The sequence below is a fragment of the Neptunomonas japonica DSM 18939 genome, from assembly GCF_000422765.1.
GTDB classification, from domain to species: Bacteria; Pseudomonadota; Gammaproteobacteria; order Pseudomonadales; family Balneatricaceae; genus Neptunomonas; species Neptunomonas japonica.
This window is the reverse complement of sequence record NZ_KE383917.1, coordinates 148,820-163,892: the sequence shown is the minus strand read 5'-3', so window position 1 is coordinate 163,892 and position 15,073 is coordinate 148,820. Positions and strand designations below refer to the sequence as shown.

Sequence of the window (15,073 nt, the reverse complement as noted above, 5' to 3'; positions counted from 1 at the left end):
GATACATGCTAGTATGTAGGCTTTAGTGGATATTGGTCAAGAAAATGGATGTAGTACAAGACCCTCTTCTTAATTGTTTAGTACATTTAACCCAGCAGAACCATCGCCCTATGTCGGCGGATGTTCTTCGAGAAGGGTTGCCGCTCATTAATCATAGGCTTACCCCTAAACTGTTTGTCAGGGCAGCGAAAAGAGCCGGTTTCTCCTCGCGGATAGTTAAACGAGACCTCTCGGGTATATCTGCTTTAACCTTGCCTGTGGTGCTTATTCTTAATGATGATCAAGCCTGTATTTTTCAAGAAGTTGATGCTCAGACAGGTGAGGCTGTTATTATCCAGCCTGAAAGCGGTGGTGCTCATCGGTTATCCTTGGAGGACTTAGAGAGCAGTTACTCTGGCCATGCTATCTTTGTGCGCTTGGAGTATCGCTTTACCGAGCGTGTCTCTCGGGTTTTAGATCAGCAGGAAGGGCACTGGTTCTGGGGAACCATTTGGCGCTCTGCAAAAATTTATAGAGACGTATTAATTGCCTCGTTCCTAATAAATTTATTTGTTTTAGCGAACCCTTTATTTGTTATGAACGTTTATGACCGTGTAGTACCCAATAATGCAATAGAGACATTATGGGTGCTCGCTTTTGGTGTCTTCATTGTTTATGTGTTTGATTTTGGCTTAAAGATGTTGCGCGCTTATTTTATTGAGCTAGCAGGTAAAAAGACGGATATATTATTATCTTCGATGCTTTTTGAAAAAGTCATGTCATTACAATATGCCGTTATGCCGCGTTCAGTTGGCGCCTTTTCAAATAACTTGCGTGAGTTTGAAAGCATTCGTGGTTTTTTAAGCTCTACTACTAACTCTATTTTGATTGATCTGCCGTTTGCCGTCATTTTTCTTATTGTTATTGGTATGATTGGTGGGCCATTAGTCGTTGTGCCGTTGGTCGGCGTCCCTGTTATTATTATTTATTCACTGTTTATTAGTGGCAAGCTTAAAGCTGCAGTAGAAAAAACATTTGAGTCTTCAGCGCAAAAAAACTCGACCTTGGTGGAGTGCTTGACGGCGATGGAGACAGTCAAGACGCAACGAGCAGCATCCTCATTGCAGCTGCGTTGGGAGCAAGCCGTCGGATATATTGCGAAATGGGGCATGCAGGCCAAAATGTTATCTAACTCGGTAATGAACTTTGCCGGCTTGGTAACTCAGTTATGCTCTGTATCGCTGGTTATTTATGGTGTTTATCTAATATCAGAGCGCGAGCTATCAATGGGGGCTCTTATTGCCTGTGTCATATTAGCAGGGCGAGTACTTCAGCCAATGGCGCAAGTGGCTAGCTTGATCACTAATTTTCACCAATCTCGTACGGCGCTAGAAACACTTGATAGCATTATGCAGTTGCCTGATGAGAGGGATAAGGATCGACAGTTTGTACATCGTCCTGAGTTAGCTGGGAAAATTGAATTTAAAGACGTGCATTTCAAATATCCAGGTACCGAGCAGGCATCCTTAGAAAAGGCTTCATTTACACTAAATCCGGGTGAAAAAGTTGCTTTGATTGGACGTATTGGCTCCGGTAAAACAACCATCGAGAAGCTCATTATGGGGTTATATAAACCTGATAGTGGCTCGATTCGTTTGGATGATATTGATTTAAACCAGATTGATCCAATTGATCTGCGCCGGCATATTGGTTATGTCCCGCAAGATATTATGCTCTTTGATGGAACTGTCAGAGATAATATTGTTATGGGTTCCCCGGAAGTTGATGATGAAGTGTTGGTAGAAGTTGCTGGGCTAGCTGGTGTCGATAGCTTCGTACATAGACACCCTTTAGGCTTTGACTTGCCAGTGGGAGAGCGAGGTGCTGCACTATCAGGTGGGCAGCGCCAGGCCGTTGCAATAGCTAGAGCGCTTATTCATAAGCCATCTATTCTTATTTTAGATGAGCCTACAAACTCAATGGATAACGCTTCAGAAGAGTATATCCGAGGCCAATTAGAGACATACGGTAAAGGACGTTCAGTTATTTTAGTGACACACAAAATGTCGCTGTTGTCGTTAGTGGATAGAATTATTGTAATGGACGGTGGCTTAGTGGTGGCTGACGGTCCTAAAGCAGTAGTTTTGGATGCCCTTAAGCAGGGGCGCCTGCACATTCAGCGTTAAGGAAATGTTATGAGTCAAAAATTATCCACAGATGATTTGTTATATATGCCGAGTGTGAGCGAAGCCATGCTGGAGCAAACGCCTAAAGGCGCTCGATTGCTGCTTTGGAGTATGCTGGCTTTTGTATGTATTGCCATTGCTTGGGCTAGTTGGGCCACGCTGGATGAAATAAGCAGAGGTGAGGGAGAAATAATCCCTTCTAAGCAGCTGCAAGTGGTTCAGAATCTAGAAGGCGGGATTGTTTCCGAAATCCTTGTATCAGAGGGAGACCTTGTAGAGAGGGGGCAGATCTTATTACGTATAGATGACACACGCTTTGCTAGCTCCTTTAAAGAGAATAAGGTGCGCGAACTAGAGCTGTTGGCAAAGGCGGCTAGATTAAAAGCTGAAGCTGCCTCGCAAGCGTTTTCTATTCCTGAGGGCTTTCCGCCTGAATATAATTCTTTAATCACCCAAGAGCAGACTCTTTACGTAGCAAGAAATAACGAACTAAAAGCGACGTTGGATATTCTTGGGCAGCAAGTCGATCAAAAGCGCCAGGAGTTACGTCAAGCTGAATCAAAGAAAACTCAATTATCTCGTAGTTATGGATTATTAAATAGAGAAGTAAAAATTACTCAGCCGTTGGTTGCAGAAGGTGTTATTTCTGAAGTCGAATTTTTGCGTTTAAGGCGTCAAGTTAATGACTTGCGCGGTGAGCTGGATGGTATTCGTCTTAGTATTCCGCGTATTACATCATCGTTAAATGAAACCAAGAAAAAGTTGGATGAAGCGGAGTTGCAGTTTATTAGTGTAGCTAGGGCTGAGTTGAATGAGGTTTTATCTGAAGCGGCACGCTTAAAAGAGTCTCTGGGAGGCATGCAGGATAAAATTACACGTACTGAAGTGCGTGCGCCTGTTAAAGGAACGGTTAAGCAGTTGCTAATAAATACAGTTGAAGGAGTTATCCAGCCGGGGGATGAACTCATTAATATTATCCCATGGGAAGATACTCTTTTAGTTGAAGCTAAATTAAAACCTTCTGATATTGCCAAAGTTAATGCGGGGCAAAGAGCAGTCATTAAAGTATCGGCCTATGATTTTAGTATATATGGTGGGGTTGATGCAGAAGTAAGTTTTGTGTCCCCGAGTACTATATTAGATGAAGATGGTGAACCGCACTATATTGTGCGCCTAAAAACAGATAAGCCTTATATTGGTAAGAATGAAGCCTTATTACCGCTTATTAGTGGTATGACGGTGAGCGTGGATATTATGACAGGCAAGAAGACGGTAATGGATTATCTACTCAAACCTATTCTAAAAGGTAAAAGCCGTGCATTAACCGAGCGTTAATTTTACTAGACTATTATCAGTGATTTTATCTATTGGTCTTATATTCAAAGGTATATTTAAAGATGGCGAATATCAGTTTTTCAACTATGCTTTTGTGATAGTTGTAGTTAACGGAATATTAAGATGAAACTGTATATTGTTTCCGCCAATAAGGAAGTCGTGGCTCGCTGGACTGCATATGCAGGGAAGAACAGTGTTGAAGTGCTTGAGTTAGATCAACTACTATTGCATAGGGTTAGTCAGCCCGGTTGTGGTCTTGTGCACATTGGTGCTTTAAGTGGTGATACTGCTGATAAGTTATGTGTGCTAAACCCGCATATTAAATGGGTCGCAATGAGTGACTATCCGAGTGATGCTGAAGGGCTTCAGTATTTAGAAAAAGGTTTTCGCGGCTACATTAACACTTATGTGGCACAATCGTTATTTAATGAGCTGCTTAATGTTGTAGAGAATAATGATATTTGGGCTGGCCCCTCAATAACACAAGTGTTGCTTAAACAATACTTAGGTAACGCTTCTAAGCCAAAGCCTGCCTCTAATGTAAGCGGCTCTGTAAGTTATGGTTTCACAGACCGAGAAGAAGAAGTACTCAATAGTTTGATTACTGGTGCTTCAAATAAAGAGATAGCTCGTATATTAGGCATTACAGAACGAACTGTGAAAGCGCATGTGGCTGCACTTTTAAAGAAAACTGGAACAAAAGATCGCTTGTTACTCGTTTTAAAGTTAACGCATCAAGTAGCATAAATAATTATTCTGGAGAGTAGTGTGATACTAAAAAGGACCTTGCTTGCTTTCGCTGTTGTCGTTGGTTCAGTGCAAAATGCCTATGCGAGTCAGTTAGAAGAAGTTGTAACCAGTGCTGTTTTGTCTAACCCTGAAGTGAAGCGTAGCATGGATGCACGTAACGCTGTTTTTGAAGAGGTGCGTCAGGCAAGAGGAGGCTTTTATCCCAAAATTGATATTGCTGCTGGTGTGGGGTACGAGTGGACAAAAAATACGGCGACGGTAAACGCCATCGGTGGTGATGTGGAGTTAAAAAGACGAGAAGCGAGCGTTAGCCTTCGGCAAATGCTATTTGATGGCTTTTTGACTGGTAGTGAAGTTGATCGTCATGCTTTTCGTCTTGAGGCAGGTAATCATAGATTGAGAGAGGTGGCTGAAGAAAAAGCTTTGGAAGCCACTCGGGCTTATATCGAAGTGATCAAGCGTAATGAATTACGCAATCAGGCAAACGTGACATTGTATAACCATGTCAAAGTATATGAACAAATTCGTAAGCGTTCAGAATCAGGGTTAGGGACTAGGGCTTCTTTGCAACAAGCAAAAGGCCGTCTTGCTCTGGCGGAAGTAAATGTGCTCTCTGCTGAGAATAATATGCGTGATGCTCAGGCATCTTATCTGCGTGTAGTGGGGCAAAAAGCACCTGAAGAGCTTGAAGTGCCTGAGTTTAGTCTTGAGTCTTTACCTGAAAATGAAGAAGCTACCATTAAAAGGGCTATCGTTAATCATCCTACTTTAAAGCTAGCGCATGCTGACGTGCAGGCCGCAGAAGCTCAATATGATTCTGCGCGTAGTTTGCTGTATCCAAAGTTGAACTTTGAAGTTGATCGTAACTGGAACAGTAACATTGATGGTGTTGAAGGCGATAATGAAGACTTAACGGCGATGTTTCGAGTACGTTATAACCTTTATAATGGTGGCAGTGATAAAGCGAGAATTCGCCAAACACGTCATCAGATCAATGAAGCAAAAGATATTAAGAACAATGCTGAGCGCCAAACGGTTGAGAGCGTCGGGCTTTCTTGGAACGCTTACGAAATTCTGGGTCGCCAGTTAGTCTTCTTTAGGCAGCATGTTGATTCAAGCACTCAAACGCGTGATTCATATTTGAAGCAGTTTAATATTGGCCAGCGCTCATTGCTTGATCTTCTTGATACAGAAAATGAAGTGTTCTCCTCTAAGAACTCGATGATAGCGGCGAAGTATGATTACTTGATTGCGCAATACCGTTTACTCAATGGAATGGGTGAAATGTTAGAGCTGCTTAAAGTTGACCTGGAGCCTTTAGCGTCAACTTCGCTGGAAGGCGATGATACGCGGGTTATCCCCCCGCGTGATGCTGAAAAAAAGCTGCTATATAGATAGGGATCACATGCCTCATCATTAAGTGCGTTTGCAATATAAAGGTATCGTCGATAAAATCGCGCGTGCTTGAAGTCTTTGGAAGGGTTGCTGCGAAGCAACCCTTTTTCGTTTATATAGGTCATTATGAAATCACATAAAATTTTACAGGCGCCTGTACCAATGCGCTGGGTTGGGCCTCTGAAAATATCAGGGCATGTCTTAAATGAGAAGCTATCTATACCTCTAGCAACTTATGAAACTCCGCTGTGGCACTCTGTTGGTCGTGGTGCGCGAGTATCTGTGTTGACAGAAGGCATTAAAACGACAGTGATTGATGAGCGTATGACCCGTTCAGTATTGCTGGAAGCAGATGATGCGTTAGCCGCACACTTGGCGATAGAGTCGATTAAATCCAGACGTGATGATCTAAATGGGGTGGTATCCACATCGAGTCGCTTTGCAAAACTAATAGACATGCATAGCCAGATAGTCGGTAATTTAATTTATCTACGCCTCGAATTTAATACCGGAGACGCATCGGGCCATAACATGGTGACCAATGCAGCTGATAAGATTATTCCTTGGTTACTGAGTGAGTATCCTCAATTACGTTATTCTTCGATTTCTGGGAATTACTGCTCAGATAAAAAAGCCACAGCGGTTAACGGTATCCTTGGGCGTGGTAAGTATGTTGTAAGCGAAATCATTATCTCGCGGGAGTTATGCGAGCGTCGTTTATTAACTACGCCAGAAAAAATTGTTGATCTGAATATTAAAAAGAACCTGATCGGTACAATGATCGCAGGTGGTTTGCGCAGTGCAAATGCCCATTTTGCAAATATGTTATTGGGTTTTTATCTGGCAACAGGGCAGGATGCAGCGAATATTATTGAAGGTTCTCAAGGTATTGTTCATGCCGAAGTGCGTGAGGGTGATCTGTATTTTTCCTGCACATTGCCTAATATAATTGTGGGTAGTGTCGGTAATGGTAAAGGTTTGGAGTTTGTTGAAGAAAACCTCACCAAACTTGGTTGTAAAGACTCTCGCGAAGCCGGTGAAAATGCCCGTCGCTTAGCGGCTATTTGTGCTGCTACTGTGTTGTGTGGCGAGCTCTCATTACTAGCAGCTCAAACCAATCCTGGTGAATTGATGGAAGCACACCTGAAGTTGGAGCGGTGATGACTGATTCAACGAATGACAGAAAGATTGAGCACATTCGTGCGTTCGATCGTGACCCAGCGATAGAGCGAAATGCGCACTATTTTGATCGGATTCATTTGTTGCATCGGGCTTTGCCTGAAATTGACCTCGCTGATGTTGACTCATCTGTACAGATGTTCGGGAAAACGTTGAGTTTCCCATTGCTGATATCCTCCATGACCGGAGGTAATCATGACCTTGTTAGAAAAATTAATACTAATTTGGCCATTGCTGCTGAGCATTGTGGTGTTGCGCTCGCTGTAGGCTCTCAGCGAGTTATGTTCGTTGATGAGTTAGCAGGTAGTAGCTTTGAATTACGCCAGCATGCCCCGACAACGGTATTGATTAGCAATGTTGGCGCAGTGCAGCTTAATTACGGCTTTGCTGTGAAAGAATGTCAGCAGGCCATTGATGTTTTAGGTGCAGATGCGTTATATCTGCATTTGAACCCTTTGCAAGAAGCTGTGCAGCCTGAAGGCGATACTAATTTTAAAAACCTAGCGGCAAAAATAGCTAAAGTGCGTGCGGATGTATCAGTACCAATCATGCTTAAAGAGGTCGGCGCTGGGTTGTCTCCTGCTGATGTGCAACTTGGCTTGCAAGCGGGTGTTGAGTATTTTGATATCGCTGGTAGTGGTGGTACTTCGTGGAGCCGTATTGAGCATCAGCGTCGACTAAATAAGCAGGATGATCTTGGGCTTGCCTTTCAAGATTGGGGGATTCCAACACCATTAGCGCTTAAGTTAATGGCTCCATATCAAGCGCAAGCTACTTTTGTATCGAGTGGTGGTGTAAGGGATGGGATTGATATGGTGAAATCTGTTATACTCGGCGCCTCAATTTGTGGAGTGGCGGCTCCGTTATTACATCCCGCCATGGAGTCGGCAGAAGCTGTTATAAATGTGATCGAGCGTTTACGCCGCGAATTTGTAACAGCGATGTTTTTACTGGGAATGCCTGATGTGGCGTCGTTATTCAGGAACGAGTCTCTTATTCTTGAAGAGCGTTGAGGAACATATTCAAATATGTCATCTGTTGGTATCGATCAAATTAGTTTTTATACGTCAAATTATTTTCTTGATTTGAGAACGCTGGCTAAGGTCCAAGAGACCGACCCTGATAAGTATTATCAAGGCATTGGCCAAGAGAAAATGAGTATGGCTGCTCACGATGAAGATATCGTGACCATGGCTGCAAACGCCGCTTACCCGCTTGTACAGAATGGTGAGGCGGAGCAGGTTTCTACCTTGTTATTTGCAACTGAAACAGGCATAGATCAGTCTAAAGCGGCGGGTATTTATGTTCATCGCCTTTTGGGCTTGAATAATAACTGCCGAGTAGTTGAGCTGAAGCAAGCGTGCTACAGCGCGACAGCAGCTATCCAAATGGCATGTGCACTTGTTGCTAGACAACCAGAAAAGAAAGTTTTGGTTATCGCATCAGATATTGCGCGCTATGATCTTAATACGCCAGGTGAAGCAACGCAGGGATGTGGTGCTGTTGCTATGATGGTGACGTCTCAGCCGCGAGTGTTGGCAATAGACCCTGAAGTGGGTAATTATGCTGAAGATGTCATGGATTTCTGGCGACCAAACTACCGTAAAACTGCATTAGTAGATGGTAAGTACTCGACAAAAATTTATCTTAAAGCATTGAAAAAAGCATGGGAAGACTTTCGAGAGAACAGCTCTTTAACGTTCAATGATTTTACGCATTTTTGTTATCACCTTCCTTTTAGCCGCATGGCGCAAAAAGCGCATCAACATTTGGCCAAAGCAAACAAAAGTGAACTGGATGCCAGTGGCTTAGAGCAGCAAATAACTGATACCTTGTCTTATAATCGGATCATTGGTAATAGCTATACCGCCTCCATGTATATTGGTTTGTCATCGTTGTTGGAGAATTGCCAGCAAGATTTAGCCGATAAACGGGTTGGTTTTTTCAGTTATGGTTCGGGGTGCGTCTCTGAGTTTTTCTCAGGAAAAGTTGTTGAAGGTTACCAGCAGTTTTTGTTTACAGACCTGCATCGAGCAATGCTAGATAAACGTCAAGAAGTGAGTTATGACGAATATCTAAACCTTTATAAAGCACCGGATCCTAGAGATGGTGAAGTTCATACTATATCGGCGGATACACAAGGGCGTTTTCGTCTTGCCGCTATTTCTCATCATAAGCGTGAATATGTAGCTATTTGATGCGTGCTTGTGCTCCAGGGAAAATTATACTGAGTGGCGAACACTCTGTTGTCTACGGAGCACAGGCGGTTGCCGTAGCCATTCAAAAACATACCACGGTTAGCTTTAAACCATTAACAGAAAGTAACACCATAAATACTCTTTTTGCTGGTATATCTTCAGGTGTTCACTACCCTTTGCATGCGCTTGGCTCGTTAAAAGAAAAGCTCGACTCTCGTTTTGAGTCCTTTGCGCAGGGCTTACTACCTATCCAGAATATTCTAACAAAGCCTGATGATCTGTTGATGTATACCTTGTCTTCGTTGGTACATCATTTACCGGTTCCTGGGCGTGCTTCCACTCAAAGCTATTTACCGTTGCCGGGGCGTTTATCTAGTACAACCGAGTTGCCATTGGGTTCTGGTATGGGGTCTTCTGCTTCAGCAATAGCGGCAACCCTGGTACTTTTTGAGCATTTGCTTGAAAAGCCATTAGGTATAGATCAGCGTTTTGAAATGGTAAGGTTTTGTGAAAGGTTACAGCATGGGCGTGGTAGTGCTATTGATGCCGCTGCGGTTACCTATGGTGGCATGAATCATATTCATCACGGTAATGTAAGTCAGCTTGATGTTAGTTTAGGTGATGGTTGGTACTGGATATTTACAGGTAAACCTCAGGTAAGTACCGGTGAATGTGTTCAGCATGTAAGAAGCCGATTTGAGGATGATAATCAGCTGTGGAATGATTTTTCACATGTGACGACTAGCTTGATCAGTCATCTGGCTGATCAAGCTACGGTAATCGATTGTGTTAAAGAAAATCATCGTTTGTTATGTCAAATAGGTGTTGTTCCCGATTCAGCAAAAGCATTGGTTGAGCGCATAGAGGCGAGTGGTGGTGCGGCGAAAATAAGTGGAGCGGGAGCGCATAAAGGGGGAACTGGTGGTTTAGTGCTGGCTTTTCTTCCTGAACAGGTGGTAAATACGTTGATGGATGACTTTCCTCAATATCTTTGGGGGAAAGTTGAGGAGGATAAGTTAGGTGCACGCTACATCGGTGATTAAAGTTACAGCGCCCGGCAGTATTATGCTGATGGGTGAGCATGCGGTGTTGTTTGGCCATAGAGCAATCGCGTGTGCAGTTGATAAGCGTATACAGGTCACACTCATTCCTCGATCAGATAGATCGGTGTTGATCCGCTCTAGTCTGGCTGATTACTGTTCTACTCTTGATGATTTGGAAACCGATTCAAGGCTAAGCTTTGTGTTGTTTGCTATTGGGCAGGTAGTTGAAGAGCTGCAATATGGTTTTGAGTTGGATATTCAGTCTGAATTTTCACATACGGTGGGTTTGGGTTCTTCTGCGGCGGTTACCACAGCGGTAGTGAAAGCGGTTTCTGAATATTGCCAAGAGAACCTAACAAAACGACAGTTGTTTGATCGAGCTTTAGCGGTTGTTCATGGCGTGCAAGGGCGAGGTTCTGGTACAGACTTAGCGGCAAGTGTGTATGGTGGCCTTATCGGTTACACGGTTGAGCCACGACATATCTCGGCGCTTAATGGTTTGCCGCCTATTTCATTATTTTATGCTGGCTATAAAACGAAAACACCTGACGTGTTAGCAATTGTGGCACAAAAGACAGAAGCTTTACCGGAGCTTTATACCGCTATTTATCAGCTCATGAATGAAACTACCATTAAAGCAGAAGATGCGATTCAGAAACAAAACTGGGAAGAACTCGGTTTGTTAATGGATATGTATCAAGGACTAATGGACGCACTAGGAGTGAACGATTCGGTGCTGTCCGACATTATCTACTCGTTACGAAAATCTGAGGCTGTCCTTGGTGCAAAAATTTCGGGTTCGGGTTTGGGGGATTGTGTGATTGCATTGGGCACAGACGATTCTTTAACCTTACCATACGAAATGATACCCGTTGCTGTCAGTGGCGTAGGAGTTGAGTGTTATGTTGAATGAGAACTTTACAAAAGCTGATATCGTCGCTCGCTATTTGCCTAAAAAATTAATAGCCGCTGGCCAAGCAGAAGCGTTTGCGCCTAGTAATATTGCCTTATGTAAGTATTGGGGTAAAAGACAGAGCGAGCTAAACTTGCCGGTCAATTCGAGCTTATCGATTTCATTGGCGCATTTGGGAACGCGTACTCAAATACACCCGTCTCAAACAGGTGAAGATCAGGTTATGCTTAATGGGCAGTTGTTACCTGTCGAGTCTCCTTTTGCCCGTAAAGTAGTCTCCTTTGTTGGTTTATTTCGAAGAGATCAGTCTTATCCGGTGATTATCGATACGCGAAATAATATCCCAACAGCGGCAGGTTTAGCCTCGTCTGCTTCTGGGTTTGCTGCTTTGACTCTAGCCATTAATCAGTATTTTCAATTACAGTTCCCTGATACTGTGCTTTCAGCATTTGCACGTATGGGCAGTGGTAGTGCCTCTCGCTCTATTTATAGTGGTTTTGTTGAGTGGCGTATGGGGCTGCAAGAAGATGGTATGGATAGCCATGCGTTTCCTTTAGATGTGAACTGGCCAGATTTGAGAGTGGGTTTAGTTAAGGTCAGCACTGCTGTGAAGGCCGTGGATTCTCGTTCTGGAATGAAGCGAACAGTAGAAACCGCTAGTTTGTACCAGAGCTGGCCTGCGCAGGCCGCTCAAGATCTAGAAAAAATACATCAGGCACTCAGTGATGGGAGCTTCTCTGAGCTAGGTGCTGTTGCAGAGCATAACGCCATGTCGATGCATGCCACTATGATTGCTTCATGGCCTCCATTGCTTTATTGGCAGCCCGACTCAGTTGCCGCGATGCAGAAAATATGGGCCTTACGTGAGGCAGGTGTTGAGGTGTACTTCACTATGGATGCTGGGCCAAATTTAAAACTACTTTTCCAAGAGAAAAACCAAGCACTTCTTGAAACTGAATTCCCTGGGCTTGAAGTTGTTGCTCCTTTCGAAGCGAGTGAGTCAGGTGCTTCAACAACGGTTAAAGAGCCATCGTAGCTCTATAGATGAGCACTTTTACTGGTTTCGTTTTAACGCGTCATCAACAAGACCAGCCCAGTGGTATTGAGCTCAGGTACTGGGTTAAAACTGCGCAAGGGGCTTCTCTTGTTACTATTCCCGCACAAGAGTCAGTATTCTTTGTACATGATGAATCCATTGAGGTAATTAACGACTGCCTTAGTACATTAGTTGGTTGGCGGCTTGATAAAGTTAAATTAAATGACCTTGAGCAACGCGGTGTTCACGGTCTTTATTGCTTCTCTTTAAAAGTACAACGTGAAGTGATTGAGCGCTTAACGCTGGCGTCTATTCCTATGATGGAAGAAGATATTCGCCCGGTGGACCGTTTCCTCATGGAGCGTTTTATCTTTGGTGGTGTAGAAGTTATCCGCAACTCAGCTTCTTTATCTCTTTCATCTTCAGTACCCCGTTTAAAGCCTTATGACTTCCCCGTTCAATTAAAAGTTTTGTCAGTCGATCTGGAAACCACTATGCAAGCAGACTGTATTCATTCAATTGGCCTGTATGGCGCTGATCTGTCTTTAGTGTTGATGCGAGGAAAGGGTGAAGATACTGACACACTACGATTTTACCCGGATGAAAGAACGCTGCTACAGGCATTTGTCCGTCAAGTTATTCGATATGACCCTGATATTTTTATCGGCTGGGATGTGGTGGGTTTTGATTTTCGTGTGCTGTCAGAGCGTGCTGGTAAGCTTAAAGTGCCTTTGCGTTTAGGGCGTGATGAGCAATCGTTGCGAGTAGTTCAGTCTGAGCTGGGTAAATGGTATGTCAGGCTGGAAGGGCGTTTGGTGATTGATGGCATCGATACGCTTAAAGGTGCTACGTACCACTTTGAAAGTTACTCCCTTGAGTATGTATCACAGAAATTATTTAAGCGTGGTAAATTGATTCATCAGGCCAATGATAGAGGGGCTGAAATTCAGCGCCTTTATCGTGAAGATAAGCCTGCGCTAGCGCGTTACAACTTAGAAGATTGTAAGTTAGTTCAGGATATTTTTGACGAAACAAGACTCATGGAATACCTGATAGAGCGGACCCGTTTAACGGGACTGTCTTTAGATAAGGTGGGTGGTTCTGCGGCGGCTTTTGACTTTCAGTACCTCCCACGATTGCACAGGCGAGGCTATGTGGCACCTGAGTATGCCTCGGGAGCGCGTGGTATGGATGTTCCAGGTGGTTATGTGATGGATTCACAACCCGGTCTATATCAGCATGTTCTAGTCTTGGATTTTAAAAGTCTATACCCGAGCATCATACGTACCTTTAAAATTGATCCGGCAGGCTTGGCTGAGGGCTTTAAGTCCCAGGCTGATGATGATCTTATTCCAGGGTTTAACGGTGCGATCTTCAGTAAAAGTACCGCAATTTTACCGACTATTATCGAAGAGTTATGGGCTGCTCGTGATCAGGCTAAAAAGAATAATAACAAGTCCTTATCTCAAGCGATAAAAATCATTATGAATTCTTTTTATGGTGTATTGGGATCTAACGTTTGTCGGTTTTTTGATCAGCGTTTGGCGGGCTCTATCACATTGCGTGGCCATCAGATATTGCAGCAAACACGTGATGAAATTGAGCGTGTTTTTGGTTACCGAGTGATTTATGGAGATACTGATTCAGTATTTGTTTTACTGGGTGAGGGCTGCTCAGATGCCGATGTGAAAGGCAAAGCGCTGGCTGAGTATTTAAATAACTGGTGGTCCGAACAAGTTCAACAGCGTTTTCATACAGAAAACTATCTTGAGCTAGAGTACGAAACCCATTTTAGTCGTTTTCTTATGCCGCGAATGAGGCATTCGGAAAAGGGCAGTAAGAAGCGTTATGCGGGTTTGCAACAGTTACCCGGTGGTGAGTCGCTATTGGTGTTTAAAGGGTTAGAGAATGTGCGCTCTGATTGGACACCTTTGGCACGTGATATTCAGCAGCGTTTATATGAAGCGATATTTCGTGATCAGCCTTATCAGATCTTTTTGAAGCAGCTCGTTGTCGATCTGCGAGAAGGGCGTTTAGATGATCAGCTGGTGTATAGGCGCCGTTTGCGCCAGCCCTTAGATGCTTATGTGCGAATGAAACCGCCACATGTTCAGGCGGCTCTAAAAGCAGAAAAGTATTGGCAGCAACGTGGCCTTAAAAGCCCATATCAGCCGGGGCATCATGTTAGTTATGTGATGACCGTCAGTGGGCCTGAACCGGTTGAACAGGTGCGCTCGCCGATTGATTATGAGCACTATGTTGAGAAACAGTTAGTGCCTGTAGTCGATGCTATTTTGTGTTTTAAAGAAGATTCACTTGGTGCCTTAATTGATACGCAGCAAGACTTGTTTAGCTGACGTTCAACCACTTTAATAATGTATCAGCACAGCTTTTTCGTACCAATATTTCATAATTATCAGCTGTTTCTACTGATTGGATTTGGATATCGCCTTGCTGAAGATGCTCCAAGCTTACTTGGCGGTAGTCCGTGCTGTCGGTGCGAAACTCTTGTGTATTACTGGAGTTGAGTAAATAGATAAGCGCGGCCTCGTTAAGGCGGGCGGTGAGCTTATTATCATGCTCACCGAGTGTTATATCTTGTCCCCATATTTGAACTAATAACTGTTCAAGAGGAGCTTGCTCGCCTGGGGAGCGTAAAACTAACCAGCGGTTGTGATCTAGCCATAAAATAACGAGTTGCCCAAGGCAGCTGATACGGCATGCGCTTAGGGGTTGTTTAACACCTAGCATATCGCCGACAGCAATTAGTAGCGCTGTATTATCAGGGTCAGAATCTAATTGTAGTTCGCCAATAAATGAGCGTTCATGTACAACAATACTTTGTAAGCGGTTCTCCTGATTAACGTGTGTTCCTATGGTGATATGCACTAAAGGATTCGTTGGCGTAGGGCTCGTGCTTTCATGCATGTTGCTCTCCAGGAAGATGCTGATTTGGATTTGATTTATACAAGGTGTGTTGAAAAGAGTCGCGGTAGAACTTACCGCGACCTGTTTTTATAACTGTTAAAAGGTTAACGGTTATAAAGAGTTACGTTATT

12 protein-coding genes are annotated in these 15,073 nt (G+C 43.8%); 11 read left to right on the top strand and 1 reads right to left on the bottom strand.

Annotated elements, in window-relative coordinates:
• Positions 1-44 precede the first annotated feature (44 nt).
• The 11 genes from G511_RS0121240 to G511_RS0121190 all read left to right on the top strand — a co-directional run bounded on the left by G511_RS0121240 (position 45) and on the right by G511_RS0121190 (position 14,371).
• Positions 45-2,165 (top strand): type I secretion system permease/ATPase, encoded by a 2,121-nt coding sequence (locus tag G511_RS0121240; protein WP_211224947.1) that lies wholly within the window; start codon positions 45-47, stop codon positions 2,163-2,165.
• A gap of 9 nt (positions 2,166-2,174) precedes the next feature.
• A complete protein-coding gene (locus tag G511_RS0121235) occupies positions 2,175-3,500 on the top strand; it encodes an HlyD family type I secretion periplasmic adaptor subunit (protein ID WP_028471430.1) in 1,326 nt (441 codons plus the stop codon).
• 123 nt (positions 3,501-3,623) lie between these two features.
• Positions 3,624-4,247, top strand: coding sequence for a response regulator transcription factor (locus G511_RS0121230; RefSeq protein WP_028471429.1), 624 nt, complete (start codon positions 3,624-3,626; stop codon positions 4,245-4,247).
• Between the two features lie 21 nt (positions 4,248-4,268).
• Positions 4,269-5,648, top strand: a complete 1,380-nt coding sequence (locus G511_RS23670) for a TolC family outer membrane protein (RefSeq protein ID WP_051222325.1) — start codon at positions 4,269-4,271, stop codon at positions 5,646-5,648.
• 123 nt (positions 5,649-5,771) lie between these two features.
• Complete coding sequence (locus tag G511_RS0121220; protein ID WP_028471428.1) at positions 5,772-6,806, top strand: hydroxymethylglutaryl-CoA reductase; 1,035 nt, start codon at positions 5,772-5,774, stop codon at positions 6,804-6,806.
• On the top strand, positions 6,806-7,837 hold the full coding sequence (gene fni, locus G511_RS0121215; protein WP_028471427.1) for a type 2 isopentenyl-diphosphate Delta-isomerase: 1,032 nt from the start codon (positions 6,806-6,808) through the stop codon (positions 7,835-7,837). The genes G511_RS0121220 and fni overlap by 1 nt, the downstream gene beginning before the upstream one ends.
• A gap of 15 nt (positions 7,838-7,852) precedes the next feature.
• Positions 7,853-9,022, top strand: a complete 1,170-nt coding sequence (locus tag G511_RS0121210) for a hydroxymethylglutaryl-CoA synthase (RefSeq protein WP_028471426.1) — start codon at positions 7,853-7,855, stop codon at positions 9,020-9,022.
• A complete protein-coding gene (locus G511_RS0121205) occupies positions 9,022-10,065 on the top strand; it encodes a mevalonate kinase family protein (protein WP_036552645.1) in 1,044 nt (347 codons plus the stop codon). Before G511_RS0121210 ends, G511_RS0121205 begins: the two co-directional genes overlap by 1 nt.
• The gene (gene mvk, locus G511_RS0121200) at positions 10,043-10,978 is read left to right on the top strand and encodes a mevalonate kinase (protein WP_245574231.1); all 936 of its coding nucleotides are present in this window, start codon (positions 10,043-10,045) and stop codon (positions 10,976-10,978) included. Before G511_RS0121205 ends, mvk begins: the two co-directional genes overlap by 23 nt.
• A complete protein-coding gene (mvaD, locus tag G511_RS23665; RefSeq protein WP_051222323.1) occupies positions 10,968-12,014 on the top strand; it encodes a diphosphomevalonate decarboxylase in 1,047 nt (348 codons plus the stop codon). Before mvk ends, mvaD begins: the two co-directional genes overlap by 11 nt.
• Before the next feature lie 8 nt (positions 12,015-12,022).
• Positions 12,023-14,371 carry a DNA polymerase II gene (locus G511_RS0121190; RefSeq protein WP_028471423.1) on the top strand — a complete coding sequence of 783 codons (2,349 nt, stop codon included), beginning with the start codon at positions 12,023-12,025 and terminating at the stop codon, positions 14,369-14,371.
• On the opposite strand, the gene G511_RS0121185 is transcribed toward G511_RS0121190, so the two are convergent.
• Positions 14,364-14,942 (bottom strand): sarcosine oxidase subunit gamma family protein, encoded by a 579-nt coding sequence (locus G511_RS0121185; RefSeq protein ID WP_028471422.1) that lies wholly within the window; start codon positions 14,940-14,942, stop codon positions 14,364-14,366. The two genes, G511_RS0121190 and G511_RS0121185, sit on opposite strands and share 8 nt — an antisense overlap.
• Between the last annotated feature and the right edge of the window lie 131 nt (positions 14,943-15,073).

Bases quoted from the DNA above. Each gene is read 5' to 3' on its own strand.
- G511_RS0121240 (WP_211224947.1), top strand. From the start codon at position 45: ATGGATGTAGTACAAGACCCTCTTCTTAATTGTTTAGTACATTTAACC.
- G511_RS0121235 (WP_028471430.1), top strand. From the start codon at position 2,175: ATGAGTCAAAAATTATCCACAGATGATTTGTTATATATGCCGAGTGTG.
- G511_RS0121230 (WP_028471429.1), top strand. From the start codon at position 3,624: ATGAAACTGTATATTGTTTCCGCCAATAAGGAAGTCGTGGCTCGCTGG.
- G511_RS0121220 (WP_028471428.1), top strand. From the start codon at position 5,772: ATGAAATCACATAAAATTTTACAGGCGCCTGTACCAATGCGCTGGGTT.
- fni (WP_028471427.1), top strand. From the start codon at position 6,806: ATGACTGATTCAACGAATGACAGAAAGATTGAGCACATTCGTGCGTTC.
- G511_RS0121210 (WP_028471426.1), top strand. From the start codon at position 7,853: ATGTCATCTGTTGGTATCGATCAAATTAGTTTTTATACGTCAAATTAT.
- G511_RS0121205 (WP_036552645.1), top strand. From the start codon at position 9,022: ATGCGTGCTTGTGCTCCAGGGAAAATTATACTGAGTGGCGAACACTCT.
- mvaD (WP_051222323.1), top strand. From the start codon at position 10,968: ATGTTGAATGAGAACTTTACAAAAGCTGATATCGTCGCTCGCTATTTG.
- G511_RS0121190 (WP_028471423.1), top strand. From the start codon at position 12,023: ATGAGCACTTTTACTGGTTTCGTTTTAACGCGTCATCAACAAGACCAG.
- G511_RS0121185 (WP_028471422.1), bottom strand. From the start codon at position 14,942: ATGCATGAAAGCACGAGCCCTACGCCAACGAATCCTTTAGTGCATATC.